Here is a 23,335-nt window from a genome sequence, read left to right on the forward strand (position 1 = left end):
GTCCCCGCCGACCCGGCCCCCTGGTACGTCCTCGCGGCCGAGGACACCGACCCCGCCGTCGCCCTCGGTTCGCTCGCCGAACCGGTGAAGTCGTTGGGCGAACTGCGAGAAGGTGACGAGGCACCTCTGCGGATGGTCGCCGTCCCGCTCGCGGGCCGCCCCGGTGACGCCGCCCGAGCGGTCCACGAGCTGACGCACCACGCGCTGGAGCAGATGCAGGAGTTCCTCGCCGAGGACCGGTTCGCCCGCACCCGCCTGGTGTTCGTCACCCGCGGCGCGGTCGCACCGCACGGCGAGGCCGTGACCGACCCGGCCGCCGCGGCGGTCTGGGGCATGGTGCGGTCCGCGCAGATGGAACACCCCGGCCGGTTCCTCCTCGCCGATGTCGACGGCGGCGCGTCCTCCACGGCCGTACTGCCCACCCTTCCGGACACGGACGAGGAGCAGTTCATGGTGCGCGACGGACGCGTGCGTGTGGCGCGTCTCGCACACGTGCCCGACGTGGCCGCCACGGCCGACGCGGGTCCGGCCCGCTGGCGCTCCGACGGCACCGTGCTGATCACCGGCGGCACCGGCGGCCTGGCCCGGATCCTGGCCCGGCACCTGGTCACCGCCCACGGCACGCGCCACCTGCTGCTGGCCGGCCGGCGGGGCCCCAACGCCCCCGGCGCCCACGAACTGTGCGAGGAACTCGCCGCCCACGGCGCCCACGTCACCCTGGCCGCCGCCGACGTCTCGGACCCGGACAACGTGGCCGCCCTCGTCGCCGGCGTCCCCGCCGAGCATCCGCTGACCGCTGTCGTGCACACCGCCGGCATCCTCGACGACGGCGTGCTGGACGCCCTCACCCCGGACCGGGTCGACGCCGTCCTGCGGCCGAAGGCCGACGCCGCCTGGCACCTGCACCAGGTCACCCGTGACATGAGTCTGGACGCGTTCATCACCTACTCGTCCACCGCGGGCGTCCTCGGCAGTCCCGGCCAGGCCAACTACGCCGCGGCCAACGCCTTCCTCGACGCCCTCGCCGAGCACCGCCGAGCGGCCGGGCTGCCCGCGCACTCGCTCGCCTGGGGACCCTGGGCGGATGTATCCGGCATGACCAGCGCCCTGAGCGAGGAGCACGTCCAGCGGTTGCGCCGCGCCGGAACACCGCCCCTCGAACCCGAACTGGGTCTCATCCTCTTCGACACGGCCGTCGCCCGGGACGACGCCCGGCCCGTGCTGATGCGGACCACCGCGGGCAGGGGTTCCTCCCTGCCCTTCGCCGGGCCGGTGCCGCCGATCCTGCGCGGCCTGGTAGGAGGTCGCCGCACGGCCGCCGGGAAAAACCGCGCCGCCGAACTCGCCGCCCTCCTCGACGGACTGCGCCCCCACGAGCGCACGCTGCACCTCACGCACCTCGTACGGACCGAGGCCGCTGCCACCCTCGGCCACGACACGGCCGAACAGATCGGCGCCGACGACGAGTTCGCGCGCGTCGGCTTCGACTCCCTCACCTCCGTCGAACTGCGCAACCGGCTCGCCGGCGCCACCGGGCTGCGCATCCCCGCCACCCTCGTCTTCGACCACCCCACCCCGCAGGCCGTCGCCGAACACCTCGCTCAGCGCCTCGGCCGCGGCTCGACACCACCCGCCGGCGTACTGCACGCCGAACTCGACCGCCTGGACACGGCCCTGGTCACCGCGCTCGCCGCGGACAGCCTCGACCCCGCCGTCCGGGCCGGTACCGCCGCCCGGCTGCGGGCCCTGCTCGCCCGGATCACCGGCGACGGCGGCGAGCGGCCGGGCGCGGACGACGACGTGCGTGAGCGCATCGCCGCCGCCGGTGCCGAAGAGATCATCGCCTTCATCGACAGCGAGATCGGCCGACCCACCGACCGCTGAACCGGTCGTATCTCCCTCCGAGGAAAGGGCATTTGACCATGCCGGACGAAGCGAAACTCGTCGAGTACCTCAAGTACGTCACCGCTGACCTGCACGAGACCCGGCGGCGTCTCGACGAGGCCGAGTCGGGACGCCACGAGCCGGTCGCGGTGGTCGGCATGGCCTGCCGTTTCCCCGGGGGTGTGCGGACGCCGGAGCAGCTGTGGGAGCTGGTCGCCTCCGGCGGTGACGCCATCACCGCGTTCCCCGCGGACCGCGGCTGGGACCTGCAGGGCCGAGGCGGCTTCCTGGACGACGCCGGCGGCTTCGACGCGGGCTTCTTCGGCATCAGCCCGCGCGAGGCGCTCGCGATGGACCCGCAGCAACGCCTGCTGCTGGAGACCGGGTGGGAGGCGTTCGAGCGGTCCGGCATCGACCCGCAGAGCCTGCGCGGCAGCCGGACCGGCGTGTTCGTGGGCACCAACGGCCAGGACTACGTCCGGCTCGTGCACACCGCGAAGGAGGACCTGTCCGGGCACGCCGGCACCGGCCTCGCCGCCAGTGTCATCTCCGGCCGCGTCGCCTACGTCCTGGGCCTGGTCGGCCCGGCGGTCACCGTGGACACGGCGTGTTCGTCGTCTCTGGTGTCGCTGCACCTGGCGGCGCAGGCGCTGCGCAGCGGGGAGTGCTCCCTCGCCCTGGCCGGCGGCGTCACCGTGATGACGACCCCGGCCGCCTTCGCTGGCTTCGACGCGCAGGGCGGCCTGGCGGCCGACGGCCGCTGCAAGGCGTTCTCCGACGACGCCGACGGCACCGGCTGGTCGGAGGGTATCGGCGTCGTCGTCCTGGAGAAGCTCTCGGACGCTGTGCGGAACGGGCACCGGGTCCTGGCTACTGTGCGTGGTTCCGCGGTCAACCAGGACGGTGCGTCGAACGGGTTGACGGCGCCGAACGGTCCGTCGCAGCAGCGGGTGATCCGGCAGGCTTTGGCGTCGGCGGGGTTGAAGGCGGCCGAGGTGGACGCCGTGGAGGCGCACGGCACGGGGACGCGGCTGGGTGACCCGATCGAGGCGCAGGCCCTGCTCGCGACGTACGGTCAGGATCGTGAACGGCCGCTGCTGCTGGGCTCGGTGAAGTCCAACATCGGGCACACCCAGGCCGCGGCCGGCGCCGCCGGACTCATCAAGGCCGTCCTGGCGATCCGGCACGGCGTCGTCCCGCGCACCCTGCACGCCGACGTGCCCTCGTCCCACGTCGACTGGTCCACGGGCGCCGTCGAGATCGCCACCGCCCACACCGGCTGGCCCGACACCGGACATCCGCGCCGCATGGGCGTGTCGTCCTTCGGCATCAGCGGCACCAACGCCCATGTCGTCCTGGAACAGGCCCCGGACCTCGCGGCTGAGGAGCAGCCGGTCACCGTCGCCCCTCGCGCGGTGCCGTGGCCCGTCACCGCCACCGGCAAGGCCGCGCTCGACGCCCAGCTCGACAGCATCCGCGCCCACACGCAGGACCACACGCCCGTGGACGTCGGCCACTCCCTGGCCACCGGCCGATCCGTCTTCCCACACAGGGCTGTTCTGCTCGCCACCGCCGACGGACTCACCGAGGCGGCGCGGGCGGTTGCCGAACCCGGCCCGCTCGCGGTGCTGTTCTGCGGTCAGGGCGCTCAACGGCTGGGTATGGGGCGGGAGTTGTACGAGCGTTTCCCGGTGTTCGCGCAGGCCCTCGACGAGGTGCTGAGGGAACTGGTGCCCGGTGTGCGGGAGGCGATGTGGGGTGACGACCCGGTCGCGCTGGAGCGTACGGGCGTGGCGCAGCCGGCGTTGTTCGCCGTCGAGGTCGCCCTGTACCGCCTCGTCGAGTCGCTCGGCGTGACACCCAAGTACGTGGCCGGTCATTCGGTGGGTGAGATCTCGGCGGCGCACGTGGCCGGGGTGTTGTCGCTGCGGGATGCGTGTGTGCTGGTGTCGGCGCGGGCGCGGTTGATGGAGGCGCTGGCGGAGGGTGGTGCGATGGTCGCGGTGGAGGCGGCTGAGGAGGAGGTGGGGCCGCATCTGACGGAGGACGTGGCACTGGCGGCGGTCAACGGGCCGCGTTCGGTGGTGCTTTCGGGTACGGAGGAGGGGGTGGAGCGGGTGCTGGCGGCGCTGGGGGAGCGGCGGCAGACGCGGCTGCCGGTCAGTCACGCGTTCCACTCGCCGTTGATGGACCCGATGCTCGACGACTTCCGCACCGCTCTTGGTGGGCTGGTTTTCGGCGAGCCGACCCTGCGTCTGGTCTCCCAGCTGCCTGGCGGCGATGGTCGTTCCGTCGACCACTGGGTGCGCCATGTCCGTGGGACCGTCCGGTTCGCCGACGGCCTGCGCGCCCTCGCCGACGAGGGCGTGGGGCACTACCTGGAGATCGGGCCCGACGCCGTCCTCACCCCCTTGGTGCGGGAGAGCGTCCCGGACGCCACCGAGGTGGTGCCCCTGCTGCGGCGGGACCGCGATGAGGAGACGGCCGCGGTGACCGCGCTGGCCCGGCTCTACACCACCGGCGTCCCGGTGGACTGGCCGGCCTTCTTCACCGGCACCGGCGCCCGCCGCGTCGACCTGCCCACCTACCCCTTCCAACACGAGCGCTACTGGCCCGAGCCCGCCGACGCCGTGCTCCCTTCCGGGGACGGCGGCGGTGTGGACGCCGAGTTCTGGGCCGCGGTCGAACGCGAGGACCTGGCGGCCCTCGCCGCCCGGCTGGACATCGGCACCGAGACGCTCGGCGGCGTCGTCCCCGCGCTGTCCGCGTGGCGCAGCAGGCGCCGCGCCCGGTCGCTGTCCGACGCGTTGCGCTTCCGCGAGACGTGGCAGCCACTGCGGACCACACCAGCGGCCGGTCCGTCCGGCACCTGGCTGGTCGTCCTGCCCGCCGACGGGCCCGACACGGACAGTGCGTGGCTGGAGGCCGTGACCACCGCCCTCGGTCCCGACACCGTGTCCCTTCGGCTCGGCAAGCGGCCCACGCGCGGTGAACTCGCCGGGGAACTGTCCCGGCTCACCGTCGACGGCACCCGCTTCACCGGCGTCCTCTCCCTGCTCGCCGGCACCGACGCCACCCGCTGGACCAGCGTCCCGGTCGGACTCGTCGACACCGCCGTGCTGTTGCAGGCCATGGACGACGCCGGGATGCGCACCCGGGTCTGGGCCGCGACCCGCGGAGCGGTCGCCGTCTCACCCGACGACACCGTCCAGCCCCTCCAGGCAGCCCTGTGGGGGCTGGGGCGGGTCGCCGCTCTGGAGTACCCCGACCGCTGGGGCGGGCTGATCGACCTGCCCGGAGAACCGGACGACGCCACGCTGCGCCGGTTCACCGCACACCTGGCCGGCGCGGCCGAGGAGGACGAGGCCGCCGTGCGCGGCGCCGGCGTCTTCGGGCGGCGTCTCGTCCCGGCGCCGGGCACGGAACAGGCTCCGGTGTGGGCGCCGTGCGGCACGGTGCTGATCACGGGTGGCACGGGTGCGCTGGGCGGTCATGTGGCCCGCTGGGCGGCCGAGCACGGTGCGGAGCATCTGCTGCTGCTCAGCCGCCGCGGCCGACAGGCGCCCGGCGCGGACGATCTGGAGGCCGAGTTGACCGCGCTGGGAGCGCGGGTGACCATCGCCGCGTGTGACACGGCCAACCGGGCGGAGCTCTCGGCGGCGCTGGAGGGCATCCCGGCCGACGTGCCGCTCACGGCCGTGGTGCACGCCGCCGGAGTCCTCGACGACGCCGTGCTCAACGGCCTCACCCCGCAGCGCTTCGGAGCGGTGTTCCGCGCCAAGGTCAGCCCGGCGCTGCTGCTGGACGAGCTGACCAGAGAGCACGGTCTGTCGGCGTTCGTGCTGTTCTCGTCGGTGGCCGGCGCGGTGGGCAACCCTGGTCAGGGCAACTACGCGGCGGCGAACACGGTGCTGGACGCTCTGGCGCAGCGGCGCCGGGCCGAAGGACTGCCCGCCACGTCCGTCGCCTGGGGCGCCTGGGACGGCGGAGGCATGGCCGCCGCGCTGACCGAGGCGCTGCGCGAGACCGGCACCACCGCCCTCGAACCCGGGCTCGCCCTCGGCGTGCTGGCCGAACTCGCCGTCGACGCCGCACCCGTGACCGTCGTCGCCGACCTCCAGCAGCAGGACACCCTGCGGATGCTGTTCAGTATCCGCCCCTGCGCCGCCCTCAGTGCCCTGCCCGCCGCGGAGGAGGCCCGCGGCGCGGCCCGCCGCCTCCGCGACGACACGCGCTCCGCCGCCTCCGTGCTGCGCCGCAAGGTGTACGCCGCCGCCGAGGACGAGCGCGTCCCGCTCCTCCTCGACCTGATCCGCACGCACGCCGCCGGAGTTCTCGGCCACGGCGGACCGGAGGCCGTGGACGACGAACGCGCCTTCCACGACATCGGCTTCGACTCGCTGACGTCGATGGAGTTGCGCAACCAGCTCGCCCGCGCCACGGGCCTCGCCCTGCCCGCCAGCCTTCTCTTCGACTTCACCAGGCCCCGGAGCCTCGCCGAACATCTCGTCGCCGAACTCCTGGGCGGCCAGGACGAGTCGGAGGGCCCGCTGCCCGCCGCCGAGCCCGGCGACACCGCCGAGGACCCGGTCGTCGTGGTCGGCATGGCCTGCCGTTTCCCCGGCGGTGTGCGGACGCCGGAGCAGCTGTGGGAGCTGGTCGCCTCCGGCGGTGACGCCATCTCCGCCTTCCCCGCCGACCGCGGCTGGGAGATCCAGGGCCAGGGCGGCTTCCTGCAGGACGCCGCCGGCTTCGACCCCGAGTTCTTCGGCATCAGCCCACGCGAGGCGGTGGCGATGGACCCGCAGCAACGCCTGCTGCTGGAGACCGGCTGGGAGGCGTTCGAGCGGTCCGGTATCGACCCGCAGAGCCTGCGCGGCAGCCGCACGGGAGTGTTCGTCGGCAGCAACGGCGTCGACTACCACCACCTCCTCGCCCGCGCCAAGGACATGGAGGGCCGTGGCGTCATGCTGGCGGCCAGTGTCATCTCCGGCCGTCTCGCCTACGTCTTCGGGCTCGAGGGCCCGGCGGTCACGGTGGACACGGCGTGTTCGTCGTCGCTGGTGTCGCTGCACCTGGCGGCGCAGGCGCTGCGCAGCGGGGAGTGCTCCCTCGCCCTGGCCGGCGGCGTCACCGTGATGACCACCTCCGCCGCCTTCGCGGGCTTCCGCCACCACGGCGGCCTCGCCGAGGACGGCCGCTGCAAGGCCTTCTCCGACGACGCCGACGGCACCGGCTGGTCCGAGGGCGTCGGCATGGTCGTCCTGGAGAAGCTCTCGGACGCCGTGCGGAACGGGCACCCGGTCCTCGCCACCGTGCGGGGCTCCGCGGTCAACCAGGACGGTGCGTCGAACGGGCTGACGGCGCCGAACGGTCCGTCGCAGCAGCGGGTGATCGGGCAGGCGCTGGCGTCGGCGGGCCTGAAGCCGGCCGAGGTGGACGCGGTGGAGGCGCACGGTACCGGGACGCGGCTGGGTGACCCGATCGAGGCGCAGGCCCTGCTCGCGACGTACGGTCAGGACCGGGAACGGCCGCTGCTGCTGGGCTCGGTGAAGTCCAACATCGGGCACACCCAGGCCGCGGCCGGCGCCGCCGGACTCATCAAGGCCGTCCTGGCGATCCGGCACGGCGTCGTCCCGCGCACCCTGCACGCCGACGTGCCCTCGTCCCACGTCGACTGGTCCACGGGCGCCGTCGAGATCGCCACCGCCCACACCGGCTGGCCCGACACCGGACATCCGCGCCGCATGGGCGTGTCGTCCTTCGGCATCAGCGGCACCAACGCCCATGTCGTCCTGGAACAGGCCCCGGACCTCGCGGCTGAGGAGCAGCCGGTCACCGTCGCCCCTCGCGCGGTGCCGTGGCCCGTCACCGCCACCGGCAAGGCCGCGCTCGACGCCCAGCTCGACAGCATCCGCGCCCACACGCAGGACCACACGCCCGTGGACGTCGGCCACTCCCTGGCCACCGGCCGATCCGTCTTCCCACACAGGGCTGTTCTGCTCGCCACCGCCGACGGACTCACCGAGGCGGCGCGGGCGGTTGCCGAACCCGGCCCGCTCGCGGTGCTGTTCTGCGGTCAGGGCGCTCAACGGCTGGGTATGGGGCGGGAGTTGTACGAGCGTTTCCCGGTGTTCGCGCAGGCCCTCGACGAGGTGCTGAGGGAACTGGTGCCCGGTGTGCGGGAGGCGATGTGGGGTGACGACCCGGTCGCGCTGGAGCGTACGGGCGTGGCGCAGCCGGCGTTGTTCGCCGTCGAGGTCGCCCTGTACCGCCTCGTCGAGTCGCTCGGCGTGACACCCAAGTACGTGGCCGGTCATTCGGTGGGTGAGATCTCGGCGGCGCACGTGGCCGGGGTGTTGTCGCTGCGGGATGCGTGTGTGCTGGTGTCGGCGCGGGCGCGGTTGATGGAGGCGCTGGCGGAGGGTGGTGCGATGGTCGCGGTGGAGGCGGCTGAGGAGGAGGTGGGGCCGCATCTGACGGAGGACGTGGCACTGGCGGCGGTCAACGGGCCGCGTTCGGTGGTGCTTTCGGGTACGGAGGAGGGGGTGGAGCGGGTGCTGGCGGCGCTGGGGGAGCGGCGGCAGACGCGGCTGCCGGTCAGTCACGCGTTCCACTCGCCGTTGATGGACCCGATGCTCGACGACTTCCGCACCGCTCTTGGTGGGCTGGTTTTCGGCGAGCCGACCCTGCGTCTGGTCTCCCAGCTGCCTGGCGGCGATGGTCGTTCCGTCGACCACTGGGTGCGCCATGTCCGTGGGACCGTCCGGTTCGCCGACGGCCTGCGCGCCCTCGCCGACGAGGGCGTGGGGCACTACCTGGAGATCGGGCCCGACGCCGTCCTCACCCCCTTGGTGCGGGAGAGCGTCCCGGACGCCACCGAGGTGGTGCCCCTGCTGCGGCGGGACCGCGATGAGGAGACGGCCGCGGTGACCGCGCTGGCCCGGCTCTACACCACCGGCGTCCCGGTGGACTGGCCGGCCTTCTTCACCGGCACCGGCGCCCGCCGCGTCGACCTGCCCACCTACCCCTTCCAACACGAGCGCTACTGGCCGACGGCCGCCGCGCCCGCCACCGACCTCACCGGCGTCGGCATCGATCCGACCGGACACCCGCTGCTCGGCGCCGCGGTGACGGTCGCCGACACCGGCGAGCTCGTCGTCACCGGCACGCTGAGTGCGTCCCAGCAGCCGTGGCTGACCGAGCACCGCGTCGCGTCCACGGCGTCGATGCCCGGCACCGGCTTCCTCGAACTCGCCGTTCGGGCGGGTGACCTCGCCGGCTGCGACCGGGTCGAGGAACTCACCGTCGACACCCCGCTGGAGCTGCCCGCGCAAGGGACGGTCCAGGTACAGATGCGGGTCGGCGCACCCGACGACGAGGGCCGGCGCACGGTCCGCTGTCACGCGCGGCCCGCACAGGGAGACGCGCCCTGGCGCCGGCACGCCACCGGCGTTCTCTCCCCCTCCGCCACACCGGCCACGGCGTTCGACAGCACCGTCTGGCCACCCACGGGGGCGACCGGCATCGACCCCGACGACACCCACGAGCGGTGGGCCCGCGCCGGAGTCGACCACGGGCCGGCCTTCCGTGGCCTGCGTGGCGTGTGGCGGCGCGGCGAGGAGGTGTACGCCGAGGCCGTCCTGCCCGAACCGGCCCGCGCTGACGACGGGTTCGGACTCCACCCCGCACTCCTGGACGCCGTGCTGCACGCCCGCGTCCACGCCGAGCGGGAGCCGTACGAGCGGACGCTGCCCACCGGCTGGCGGGGCGCCGTCCTGCACGCCTCCGGTGCCACCGTGCTGCGTGCCCGTATCGTCCCCACCGGCCCCGACACGTTCGGCCTCACCGCGACCGACGTGGCCGGGCGGACGGCCCTGACCGTCGACTCCGTGACCCTGAGCCCCGCCACCGACCACGCGGTCGCCGACCAGGCCGCCGCGGGCCACGCGGACGACCTGCTCGACTCGCTGCTGCGCCTCGAGTGGATCCCCGCGCCCGCCGCCCTGACTCCGGCTGCCGGCGCCCGCTGGGCCGTCGTCGGCGACGACCGGCACGACCTGGGGCAGGCCATGGCCCTGGCGGGCGAGACGGTGGTGTCGTACGCCGAGACCCTCGCCGCGGCCATCGGGCAGGGCGGCGACAACGGCCCCGTGCCGCACGGCTTCCTCGTCTCCGTCCACGGCGGCGATCGACCGGACGCGGTCCACGAGACGGTGCACCGCGTCCTGGCCCTGCTGCAGGACTGGCTCGCCGACCCACGCCTCGACAAGTCCCGCCTCGTGCTCGTCACCCGCGGTGCGATGGCCCTGGACGGCGAGGACCTCACCGACCCGGCAGCGGCGGCCGTCTGGGGCCTGGTCCGCTCCGCGCAGTCCGAGCACCCCGGCCGGTTCGTCCTGGTCGACCTGGACGACGCGCACGAGTCCGCCGCCACGTTGCCCGCCCTGTTCCTCGCCGACGAGGAACAGTGGGTGGTGCGCGAGCGGACCGCGCGGGTCCCCCGGCTGGCCCCCGTCCCCGACGACAGCGGAGCGCACGACCGCGCCCCGTGGCACCCCGAGGGCACCGTGCTGGTCACCGGCGGCACCGGTGGGCTCGGCGCCGACCTCGCCCGGCACCTGGTCGCCGCACACGGCGTACGGCACCTGCTGCTGGCCGCCCGCAGCGGCGAGGCCGCACCGGGCGCGGCCGACCTGCGGGCCGAACTCACCGCCGCGGGCGCCAAGGTGACGATCGCGGCCTGTGACGTCGCCGACGCCGACGCCGTCGACGCGCTGCTCGCCGCGATCCCCGCCGACCACCCGCTGACCGCCGTCGTGCACACGGCCGGCGTCCTCGATGACGGCGTCCTGACCTCCCTCACCCCCGAACGGGTCTCCACGGTGCTGCGCCCCAAGGCCGACGCCGCCTGGCACCTGCACCGAGCCACCCGCGACCTCGATCTCGCGGCCTTCGTGCTCTACTCCTCCGTCTCCGGCGTCCTCGGCAGCCAGGGCCAGGCGAGTTACGCCGCGGGCAACGCCTACCTCGACGCCCTCGCCGCCCACCGGCGAAGCAGCGGCCTGCCCGCCACGTCGCTCGCCTGGGGCATGTGGGCCCGCCGCACCGGCATGACCGCCGCCCTCACCGACACCGACCTGCAGCGCATGGAACGCTCCGGGCTCCCGCCACTCGGCCGGGAACTCGGCCTCGCGCTGTTCGACGCCGCCCTGCGCCGCGACGAGCCGCAGCTGGTTCCGCTGCGGGTCGACCGGTCCCGAACCCCCCGACAGGTCGCGACGGTGCTGCGCGGCCTGATCGCCGCCCCGCGCCGCACGGCGGCGGCCACGACCCCGTCGTTCGCCACGCTCCGGGACCGGCTGAGCCGGCTCGACGCCGCCGAACGGGAGCGGACACTGCTCGACCTGGTCGTGGGGACCTCCACGGTGCTGCTCGGCCGCAAGGAGAGCACGACCGTCGAACCCGACCGCGAGTTCCTCACCCTGGGCTTCGACTCGCTCATCGCGCTGGAACTGTGCAACCAACTGGGCGAGGCGCTCGGCCTGCGGGTGCCCACCGCGGCCGTCTTCGAGAACCGCACGCCGCTCCGGCTCGCCCAGTGGCTGGACGGCCAACTGGCCCACCAGGGCGGGCAGCCCGCCGACCCCGGCGCCCTCACCGTGGGCACCCGGCAGAACTCGCCGGACTCGCTGGTGACGCTGTTCTTCGACACCGTCAAGAGCGGCAGGACCCTCGAAGCCATGCGGCTGCTCATGGCCGTGGCCGCCACCCGCCCTCAGGTCGAGCTCACCGCGGAGGTACCGGAGCTGCCCCAGGCGATCACCCTCGCGGACGGACCCGCGCTGCCGCGGCTGATCTGCATCAGTGCGCCCGGAGCGACCGGCGGCCCGCACCAGTACGCGCGACTGGCGGCCCCCTTCCGCGGCCGCAGGCACGTCTCGGCGCTGCCGCTGCTCGGCTTCGCCGAGGGCGAGCCGCTGCCCGCCACCAGCGAGGCCGCGGCCCGGCTCGTCGCCGAGAGCGTGCTGCTGGCCAGCGACGGCGAGCCCTTCGTCCTCGTCGGCTACTCGACCGGCGGCACCTTCGCCCACCGAGCGGCCGGCATCCTGGAGCAGACCTGGGGCGTGCGGCCCGAGGGCATCGTCATGCTCGACACCCTCAGCCTGGGCTACGAAGAAGGGGAGGGCGTCGACTGGAACCGGGTCCAGGACAACTACCTCTTCGGCATCGACCGTCCGACCGTGAAGCTCGACACCGCCCGGCTGTCGGCGATGGCGTACTGGTTCATCCGCATGACCACCGGCGACGCCGAGCGTTACACGACCGACGTGCCGTCGCTGCTGATCCGTTGCGCCGACTCCCTGCCCGGCGTGGGTGAGGACCAGGCACCGGCGGTGCCCGCCGACATCATCCGCGTGATCCAGGCCGACCACCACACCCTCATCGCCGAGGACTCCGCCCGGACGGCACAGCTGGTGGACGAGTGGCTGCGCTCCCTGGAGGCCGCCGGTGGCAACTGACCGGTCGGAGCCGGCCACACACGGAGGGCCGGGCCGCGAGCCGGGAGCGGACCACCGGCCCGGCCCCGGCATCCACGCCGTCGGGCCGACCACGCACCGCCGGAGGACCGGCCGTGCGCCCCGGCGGGCACGGACGGCCGTCCGACAGGTCCAGCAGGTCCAGCAGGTCCAGCAAATTCAGCAGGTCCACAGGTCTAGAGGTCTACAGGTCTAAGGAAAACCGAGACCGCCCCCCTCTACCTTCCACAGCAGTCTCGTCGAGTGCGTGAACCATCGGAGGCGGTGCGGCATGACCATCCTGTCCGGACTGGAGTACCTCGACTTGCACGACCCGGTGCCCACCGAACCGGTTGCGATCGTCGCCATGGCCTGCCGACTGCCCGGCGGGATCACCGACCCCGAGGGGCTGTGGGAGCTGCTCCTGGCCGGACGCGACGCCACCGGCCCGCTGCCCACCGACCGGGGCTGGGACCCGAACGCCCTCGACGGGCGGGGCCGGACCCCCCTGCCGCGGCGCGGCGGATTCCTCGACGGCGTCGGCGACTTCGACGCCGGCTTCTTCGGGCTCTCGCCCCGTGAGGCCATCGGCACCGACCCCCAGCAGCGGCTGCTGCTGGAAACGGCCTGGGAGGCCGTGGAACGCGCCGGCATCGACCCGACGTCGCTGCACGGCACCCGCACCGGCGTCTACGTCGGCGTCAGCGGCGAGGACTACGCCCTGGCCACCGCGCGCGCCGTCGAGGACGCCGCCGCGAACGCCGTCACCGGCACCGCGCCCGGCGTCGCCTCCGGCCGCGTCGCCCACGTCCTCGGGCTGCGCGGCCCCGCGCTGACCCTCGACACCGCGTCCTCCTCCTCGCTGACCGCCCTGCACAGCGCGGTCCGCGCCCTGCGCGCCGGTGAGTGCACCCTCGCCCTGGCCGGCGGAGCCAATGTCCTGTCCACGCCGCGCAGCCTCGTCGCCTACGCGCGGCAGGGCGGCCTCGCCCCCGACGGCCGATGCAAGCCGTTCTCCGCCGACGCCGACGGCACCGCCTGGGCCGAGGGCGTCGGAGTCGTCGTCCTGGAACGCCTCGCCGACGCCCAGCGGCACGGCCACCCCGTCCTCGCCGTCGTCCGCGGCACCGCCGTCAACGCCGACGGCGCCACCGACCGGCTGACCACCCCGAGCGGCGCCGCCCAGCGCGAGCTGATCGCCCTGGCCCTGGAGGACGCGGGGCTCACCCCTGGCGACATCGACGCCGTGGAGGCACACGGCACCGGCACCCGCGTCGGTGACCCCGTGGAGGCCGAGGCGCTCCTCGCCACCTACGGGCGCCGGCGCGACCACCCGCTGCTCATCGGCTCCGTGAAGGCCAACCTCGGGCATGCTCAGGCCGCCGCCGGCATGATCGGCGTCATCAAGACCGTGCTCGCGCTGCGACACGGCATCCTGCCCGCCACCCCGCACGTCTCCGAGCCCACCCCCGCGGTCGACTGGTCGGCCGGCTCGGTGCGGCTGCTGTGCGAGACGACCGACTGGCCCGACACCGGCAGGCCGCCCCGCGCCGCCGTCTCCTCATTCGGCATCGGCGGCAGCAACGCCCATGTCGTCCTCGAACAGTCACCGACCGCCCCCACCCGCACCGACGAGCCCGGCAGCATCCCGCGCATCGTGCCCTGGGTGGTCTCCGCGCGGTCCGCGAGCGCCCTCGACGCGGCGGTCGCCCGGCTGAGGCGCCTGGCCCCCGCCGACGACCGGGACCGGGCCGACATCGCCCACTCGTTGGCCACCGGGCGTGCCACCGCGCTGCCGCACCGCGCCGTCCTGCTGGCCTGCGCCGACGGTACGCCCACCGTCGCACGCTGCATCGCCGAACCCGGTGCGTCAGCCATGCTGTTCGCCGGACACGGCGGCCCCCACGCGGACCGGACCGCCGCCCTGGCCGAGCGGTTCCCGGTGTTCGCGCGTGCCTTCGACACGGTCCGCGACGCGTTCGACGGACTGCTGCCCGACCCGCTGCCCGCCCTCGTGGGCGGCGACGCCGCGGAACCGGGCACACCCCGCACCGCCGAACCCTCGCTGTTCGCCCACGAGATCGCCCTGTACCGGCTCCTGGAGTCCCTCGGCCGGACCCCCTCCCACGTCGCGGGGCACGGACTCGGCGAGGTGGCAGCCGCCCACGTCGCCGGAGCGCTGTCCCTCACCGACGCCTGCCGGGTCGTCGCCGCCCGGGTCCGGCTGGCCGAGCGGCTCGCGCCCGCCGCCACCATCGCCGTACGCGCCACCGAGGCCGAGACGGCACCACTGCTCACCCCGAACGTCGCCGTCGTCGCCGTCGACGGCCCCGACCGGATCGTCCTCTCCGGCGCAGCGGACGAAGTCGCCCTCATCGCCGATGCCCTCGCGGCCCAGGGGCGCGCCACCGTCCCACTCCCCGCACCGCACGGACTGCCGTCCCCCCTCGTGGCCGGCGCCCTCGACGAGTACCGCGGCGACGTGGCCCGCATCGAACCCCGCGAACTCCGCATCCCGCTCGTGTCCACCGTCACAGGCACCTTTGTCACCGGCACCGACCTGGCCTCGTCCGACCACTGGATCCGTCACGCGAGCGAGACCGTACGGTTCGCCGATGTCGTCACCGCCCTGCGAGCCGCCGGCGTTCACACCTTCCTCGAAGTGGGCGTGGACGCCACTCTCACCGCGAGCACCGTCGACCTGCTCGCGTGGACCGGCGTGGTGACGGTCGCCGCCCAGCGCGCCGGAACCGAACCCGAGACGGCCCTGCTCACCGCGCTCGCCCGCCTCCACGTCACCGGCAGCGACGTGCACTGGCCCGCCCTGTTCGACGGCACCGGCGCCCGCCGCACCGACCTGCCCACCTACCCCTTCCAGCGTGAACGCCACTGGCCCACCCCGGCGGACACGGCGCCGCCCGCGCCCGCCGCGGCCCGGGCCGACGACCGGCTCGCCGCCGGACCGGCCGCGCTGCGGGCCCTCTCCGGCCCGCGCCGCGTTCGCGCCCTGCTCACCGTGGTGCGCGGCGAGGCCGCCGCCGTCCTCGGGCACGCCGACCCCGGCCGCGTCGAACCCCGCCTCGCCCTGCGCTCCCTGGGCCTCGACTCCTACGCGGAAACCGAACTGCGCGCCCGCCTCGGCCGGGCCACCGGCCTCGACCTGCCCGCCACACTGTTCTACGACCAGCCCACCCCGAGCGCGCTCGCCGCCCGGCTCGCCGAGCGCCTCGACGAAACGCCGCGCCCCCTGCCCGACTGGCCCGCCGGCTTCGAACAGGCCCTGCGCGACCTGCCCGAGGACCACCCCGCGCGGCGCCGCGCGGTGCACCGCCTCGAGGCCCTGCTGACCGACCTCGGCCACCGCGGCCCGCGCCCCGCACCGGGACCGGGACGCACCGACGGCACCAGGGACCCCGCCGACATCGCCGCCGCCCCCGTCGACCGGCTCCTGGACCTCATCGACAAGGAGTTCCCGATCCACTGACCGGCGCCCACCCCCTCCCGCAAGGCCACGAACGCCCGCCGAAGCGATGGGACATCCACCGTGCAGGAAGAACAGCAGGACTCAGTCGTCGACTATCTCCGGAGGGTCACGGCGGAGCTGCGCCGTGCCCACCGGCGCATCGAGGAACTCGAGACACACCCCGCCTCCGCAGCCCCGGCCGACGACCCTGTCGCCGTCGTCGGCATGGGCTGCCGTCTGCCCGGAGACGTCACCTCACCCGACGACCTGTGGAGGCTCGTCGACAAGGGCGTTGACGCCGTCACCGGCTTCCCCGCGGACCGTGGCTGGGACCTGACCGCGCTGCTCACCGAGAGCACCGCGCGTGGCGGCGGGTTCCTCACCGGGGCCGACGCCTTCGACGCGGAGTTCTTCGGTATCTCGCCCCGCGAGGCCGCCACGATGGACCCGCAGCAGCGGCTGTTCCTCGAAGTCGCCTGGGAAGCCCTGGAACACGCCGGCATCGACCCGCTGTCCCTGCGCGGCAGCCGCACCAGCGTCTACGCGGGCACCTACCAGTGGGACTCCGGACGCCCTGGACCCTTCGACGGCGCGGGCCACGTGATGACCGGCACCGCTTCCAGCGTCCTGTCCGGCCGGCTCGCCTACGTCCTCGGCCTCGAAGGCCCGGCCGTCACCGTGGACACCGCCTGCTCCTCCTCACTGGTCGCCCTGCACACCGCCGTCCAGGCCCTGCGGAGCGGCGAGACACAACTGGCCGTCGTCGGCGGCGTCACCGTGATGTCCGATCCGGCCGTCTTCACCGAGTTCAGCCGGCAGGGCGGCCTCGCCCCCGACGGCCGATGCAAGGCATTCTCCGCCGCGGCCGACGGCACCGGCTGGTCCGAGGGCGTCGCCGTGGTCGTCGTGGAGCGGCTGTCCGACGCCCGCCGCCACGGGCACCCCGTCCTGGCGCTCGTCCGGGGCACCGCCGTCAACTCCGACGGCGCCTCCAACGGTCTGACCGCCCCCAACGGCCGTGCCCAGCAACAGGTGATCCGGCAGGCCCTCGCCGCCGCCGGACTCGGACCCGCCGACGTGGACGCCGTCGAGGCACACGGCACCGGCACTCGGCTCGGCGACCCCGTGGAGGCGTCCGCGCTGCTTGCCACGTACGGCCAGGACCGCGCACATCCGCTGCTGCTCGGTTCGCTGAAGTCCAACATCGGGCACACCCAGGCCGCCGCGGGCGTCTGCGGCGTCATCAAGACGGTGCTGGCGATGCGACACGGCAGGCTGCCGCGCACCCTCCACGCCGCCGAGCCCACCGGCGCCGTCGACTGGACGGCCGGCCGGATCGAACTGCTGCGGGAGACCACCGACTGGCCGGAGACCGGCCGGCCACGGCGGGCCGCCGTGTCCGCGTTCGGCATCAGCGGCACCAACGCCCACGTGGTTCTGGAGGCGGCGCCCGAGCCCCCATCGGCGGCCGAGGCAGCCCCGCCGCCTGTCCGCGTGGTGCCCTGGCCGGTGTCCACCCGCAGCGCCGAGGCCCTCGCGGACCACGTGGCCCGCGTGCGCGCCCGGGCCACCGGCAACGACCCGCTCGACGTCGGCCACTCGCTGGCCGCCGGACGGTCCTCCTTCGAGCACCGGGCCGTGCTGCTCGGCTCCGCCGAGGGTGCGCCGCCACTCGCCGAGGCGGTCGCCGGCGACGAGCCGTCCGTCGCCGTGCTGTTCTCCGGGCAGGGCAGCCAGCGCCTCGGCATGGGGCGCGAACTCGCCGCGCGCTTCCCCGTGTTCGCCGCAGCTCTCGACGAGGTCCTCGCCGAACTCGACCCACGGGTGCGGCCGGCGATGTGGGGCGAGGACGAGGAGATCCTGCACCGCACGGAGTTCGCGCAGCCCGCCCTGTTCGCCGTCGAGGCCGCCCTGTACCGGCTCGTCGTCTCCTGGGGTGTGCGGCCCGAACACGTCATGGGGCATTCCGTCGGCGAGATCACCGCCGCCCACGTCGCCGGCGTGCTGTCCCTGACCGACGCCTGCCGGCTGGTGTCCGCGCGGGCCCGGCTGATGCAGGCCCTGCCGGCCGGCGGCGCGATGGTCGCCGTCGCCGCCGGCGAGGAGGAGATTCGCCCCCTGCTCGCCCAAGGCGTCGTCCTCGGCGCGGTCAACGGGCCGCGCTCCGTGGTGCTCTCCGGCCCCGGCGAGGCGGTGGACGCCGTCGCGTCCCGCGTGGCGGAGGCTGGGCACCGCACCGCACGTCTGCGGGTCTCGCACGCCTTCCACTCACCGCTGATGGAGCCCGCCCTCGACGCGTTCCACGAGGCCGTCGCGGACCTGTCGTTCGCCGAACCCACCCTGCCCGTCGTCTCCAACGTGACCGGACGGCTCGTGGCGCCCGGTGACCTGACCACCCCCGGCTACTGGGTACGGCATCTGCGCGAGACCGTCCGCTTCGCCGACGGCGTGCGGACCCTGGCGGGTCAGGGCGTCGGCGCCTGGCTGGAGATCGGCCCCGGCGGGGTCCTCGCGGCGCTCGCCCAGGAGACCCTGCCGCCGGGCGCAGTCGTCACACCCCTGCTGCACGGCGGCCCGGACGAGGAGCACTCGGCCGTCACTGCCCTGGCCCGGCTGTACGTGCACGGCGTCCCGGTGGACTGGACGGCCCTGTTCGCCGGCACGGGCGCCGAGCGGGTCGACCTGCCCACCCACCCGTTCCGCCGCAGCCGCTTCCCGTTCCGCCCAGCCACCCGGGACACGGACGGCGCGGACCTGTGGGCGGCGCTGGGCCGCACGGAACCGGCCGCGCTCGCCGACCGCCTCGGCGTGACGGAGGACGCCGTCCGGTCCGTCGTACCCGCCCTGCTGTCGTGGCGGTCCCGGCACCGCAGCCGAGCCGCCCTGGACGCCGTGCGCCACCGCGAGCGGTGGCAGCCGCACCTCCTCCCACCGGCCCGCGAGGTGACGGGCCGTCGGCTGCTCCTTCTGCCGGAGGGCGACGACCCCTGGGCCCGGGCTCTGACCGACGCTCTCGGCACCGCCGCCGTGCCGGTTCAGTGCCCAGTCGGTGCCGACCGCGCCACACTGGCCGCGCTCCTGCGGGACGCCGCGGGCGACACCGCCCTTGCCGGCGTGTTGTGCCTCACCGCGCTGGGCGAGACCGGCGGACCGGATGTGCCGGCCGGGCTCCTGAGCGCGCTCACGGCCGTTCAGGCCGTCGGCGACGCCGGGCTGCGGGCACCCGTGTGGTGCGTGACCCGCGAGGCCGTGGCCGCCGAGGAGGGCGACCGCGCCCGTGGTCTCGGCCAGGCCGCGGTCTGGGGGCTCGGCCGGGTCGCCGCCCGCGAGATCCCCGACCGTTGGGGCGGCCTGCTCGACCTGCCCGCCGACGACCCCCAGCCGCACACGGTCGCCACCGCGCTGGCCGCCCTCACGGCGTCCGGCGACGAGGACGAGGTGGCCGTACGCGCCACCGGAGCCCTCGTACGACGGGTCGTGCCGGCGAGATGGGAGCCCGAGACGCCCGGGGGAGTGCCCGGCGGGGTGTCCTCCGGTTGGCGTCCGGCCGGTGCCACCCCTGTCACGGGTGATGTTGGTCCTGGCGTTGAGGTCGGTGCGGAGGTGTCTGGTGGGGTGGCCGACGTGGTGTCCTCCGGCGGGCGCCCGGCTGGTACCGCCCTTGTTGCGGGTGGTGTTGGTGGCCCTGGTGTGGAGCTTGGTGCTGAGGCGTCTGGTGGGGTGGTCGGCGGGGCGTCCCCTGGTTGGCGTCCCGACGGCACCACCCTCGTCACGGGCGGCACAGGAGGTCTGGGCGCGCAGGTCGCCCGTCGCCTGGCCAGGGAGGGTGCCGAGCGCCTGCTGCTGGTCTCCAGGCGCGGACCTGACGCGCCGGGCGTAGCCGACCTGCGACGCGAACTGGCAGAAGCCGGCACCGAGGTGGACATCGCCGCCTGCGACGTCGCCGACCGGGCCACGCTGGCCGCCCTGCTGGCCGCGACCCCCGCCGACCGGCCGCTGACCGCTGTCGTGCACACCGCCGGTGTCCTCGACGACGGCGTGCTGGACCGCCTCACCCCCGACCGTTTCGCCGACGTGTACCGCGCCAAGGTCACCGGAGCGCTGCACCTGGACGAACTGACCCGAGGGCATGGCTTGTCGGCGTTCGTGCTGTTCTCCTCGGTGTCCGGCGCCCTGGGCAACCCGGGCCAGGCCAACTACGCGGCGGCCAACACCGTGCTCGACACCCTCGCCGCCCACCGTCGTGCCGAAGGGCTGCCCGCCGTGTCGATCGCCTGGGGGGCCTGGCGCGGCGCCGGCATGGCCGCCGGGCTCGACGACGCGCAGAGCCGACGGTCCGGCCTCGGCGGCCTCGACCCCGAACTCGCCCTCACCACTCTGCTGGAGGCCACCGCCGAGCCCCACCCCGCCCTCCTGGTCGCCGACCTCGAACCACTGGCCACCACCCTGCGGTCCGGCCTGCGCCGCAGCCCGGTCCTCGACGACCACCCCGCCGTACCGGCTCCCGAAACCCGCACCACACCGGACACGCCCACAACGCCACTCGCCGACCGGTTGCGTACCGCCCCGCACACCGAGCACGCCACGCTCGTCCTGGACGCGGTGCGCGCCGAGGCCGCCACCGCCCTCGGCCACCGCCGCGTGGCCGACGTCTCACCCGACCGGCCGTTCCGCGCCTCCGGCTTCGACTCCCTCACCGCCGTCGACCTGCGCAACCGGCTGGTCGCCACGACCGGACTGCCGCTCGCCGCCGGCGTCGTCTTCGACCACCCCACCCCGCGCGGCCTCGCCGAGCATCTGCTGGGCGCCCTGACCGGCACCGGGGAGGACACCGCCCCCGCCGACCCGCCCGAAGCCCCCGGGGACGCCGAGGACCCGGTCGTGATCGTCGGCATGGCGTGCCGGCTGCCCGGCGGCGCCGACTCCCCGCAGCTCCTGTGGGACCTGCTCGTCGAGGAACGGGACGCCATCGGGCCCTTCCCCACCGACCGCGGCTGGGACCTGACGGAGTTCGCGGACGGCGGCGGGCGTCTCGAAGGCGGATTTCTCTACGACGCCCACGCCTTCGACGCGGACTTCTTCGGGATCTCCCCGCGCGAGGCGGTCACCATGGACCCGCAGCAGCGCCTGCTGCTGGAGACCGCCTGGGAGGCAGTGGAACGGGCCGGCATCGACCCGCACACCTTGCGCGGCAGCCGCACGGGTGTGTTCGTCGGCAGCAACGGGCAGGACTACGCCCACGTCGTCAGCGGCTCCTCCGAACGCACCGAGAGCCACGCCGCCACCGGCCTCGCCGCCAGTGCCCTGTCCGGCCGTGTCTCCTACACCCTCGGTCTGCGGGGCCCTGCGGTCACCGTGGACACCGCATGCTCCGCCTCGCTGGTCGCCCTGCATCAGGCGGTGCGCGCGGTCCGGGCCGGCGAGTGCGCGCTCGCCCTCGCCGGCGGTGTCACCGTGATGACCGACTCGGCGAGCTTCGCCCGCATCCAACGGCTGGGCGCCATCGCCCGCGACGGCCGCTCCAAGGCTTTCTCCGACGACGCCGACGGCACCGGCTACTCCGAGGGCGTCGCCCTCCTCGTCGTCGAACGCCTCAGCGAGGCCCGCCGCCTGGGCCACCGGGTACGGGCCGTGATACGCGGGTCGGCCGTGAACCAGGACGGCGCCTCCAACGGGCTCACCGCGCCCAACGGGCCAGCCCAGCAGCGCGTCATCCGCGAGGCGCTGGCCGACGCCGGACTCACGCCTGCCGACGTGGACGCCGTCGAGGCGCACGGCACCGGCACCCGGCTCGGCGACCCCATCGAGGCCGAGGCCCTCCTCGCCACCTACGGACAGGACCGCGCGCATCCCCTGCTGCTGGGGTCGGTCAAGTCCAACATCGGCCACACCCAGGCGGCCGCCGGCGCGGTGGGCGTCGTCAAGACGGTACTGGCCCTCGAACACGGCACCCTGCCGCGGACCCTGCACGCCGACACGCCCTCCACCCGCGTCGACTGGACCGCGGGAGGCGTACGGCTGCTGCGGTCCGCGCGGGACTGGCCCGGCACCGGGCGGCCGCGCCGCGCCGCCGTCTCCGCGTTCGGCATCAGCGGCACCAACGCCCATGTCGTCCTGGAGCAGGCGCCCCCGCAGCCCACCGCCGAGCCCGGCCCCGAGGCGAAGCCGCCCGTCGACACCGCCGACCTGCCCCTGCTGCTGTCCGCCCGCACGGCTCCGGCGCTGGCCGAACAGGCCGCCGGCATCGGCGCGTTCCTGCGCTCCCGCCCGCATACGCCCCCCGCGGCGGCAGCCTGGTCGCTCGCGACCACCCGCGCCGCCCTCCCGCACCGCGCCGTCGTCCTCGGCCACGACTGCGACCGGCTCCTCGACTCGCTGGACGCCCTGGCCGCCGGCACCGCCGACCCCGCCGTGGTGCGCGGCACGGCCGCCGACGACACCGGCGGACCGGTGTTCGTCTTCCCCGGCCAGGGCTCCCAGTGGTGGGGCATGGGCCGCGAACTGTACGACACCTCACGGGTGTTCCGAGACACCGTCGACGACTGTGCCGATGCCCTCGCCCCCTACGTCGACTTCTCACCGGCCGACCTGCTGCGCGGCGAGGGCGACGACCCCGACATGCTGCACCGGGCCGACGTCGTGCAGCCCGCGCTGTTCTCCACGATGGTCGCGCTGGCCGCCCTGTGGCGCTCCCTCGGCGTCGAACCCGGCGCCGTCGTCGGCCACTCCCAGGGCGAGATCGCCGCCGCGCACGTGGCGGGCGCCTTCACTGTGGAGGAGGCGGCCAGGCTGGTGGCGCTGCGCGGCCGTACGATGCTCGAACTCGGCGGACTGGGCGGGCTGATGACGGTGTTCGCACCCGTCGACCGCGTCGAGCCCCTGCTTCGGGCATGGCCCGGACGGTTGGGCGTGGCGGTACTCAACGGCCCCTCCACGGTCGTCGTCTCCGGCGAGAACAGAGCCCTCGACGAACTGCGCGACCTGTGCGCCCGCCGGAACCTGCGCACCAAGGACATCAAGTCCGACATCGCCGGGCACGGCCCGCAGACCGAGGCCGTCAAGGACCGACTCCTCGACGTTCTGGGCACGTTGACCCCGCGCCAGGCCGGTGTCCCGTTCTACTCCACCGTCACCGGTGGCCGCCTCGACACCACCGCCCTGGACGCCGGCTACTGGTACCGCAACCTGCGGCAGACCGTGCGCATGGAAGCGGCCACCCGCGCTCTGCTGGAGGCCGGGCACCGCGTGTTCGTCGAGAGCAGCCCGCACCCCGTCCTGGCCGGGGCGATCGGTGAGACCTGTGAGGCGGTGGGCGCCGAGGACGCGGTCGTCCTCGGGTCCGTACGGCGCCGGGCCGGCGACGCCCGCGCCTTCCTGCTGTCGGCGGGGGCCGGCTGGGCGGCGGGCCTGCCCCTCGACTGGCGGCGCTGCTTCCCCGGCACCGCCCGCTCCGCGCCCCCCGCCGAGC

The 23,335-nt window shown here is 74.9% G+C and carries 2 protein-coding genes and 2 pseudogenes; all 4 read left to right on the forward strand.

What is annotated here, in order from left to right:
* Nucleotides 1-1,884, forward strand: a 1,884-nt coding sequence (locus FNH08_RS17235) for a type I polyketide synthase (protein WP_152772374.1), incomplete at its 5' end; no start/stop codon positions are given.
* A 32-nt stretch (nucleotides 1,885-1,916) separates the two neighbouring features.
* Entirely contained in the window at nucleotides 1,917-12,407 is a 10,491-nt protein-coding gene (locus FNH08_RS53095) for a type I polyketide synthase (protein ID WP_407704393.1), read from the forward strand.
* 340 nt (nucleotides 12,408-12,747) lie between these two features.
* Nucleotides 12,748-15,888, forward strand: a pseudogene (locus FNH08_RS17245) (type I polyketide synthase); the annotation flags it as partial.
* A gap of 108 nt (nucleotides 15,889-15,996) precedes the next feature.
* A pseudogene (locus FNH08_RS53540) lies at nucleotides 15,997-23,335 on the forward strand (SDR family NAD(P)-dependent oxidoreductase); the annotation flags it as partial.

The organism is Streptomyces spongiae (assembly GCF_009377185.1).
GTDB classification, from domain to species: domain Bacteria; phylum Actinomycetota; class Actinomycetes; order Streptomycetales; family Streptomycetaceae; genus Streptomyces; species Streptomyces spongiae.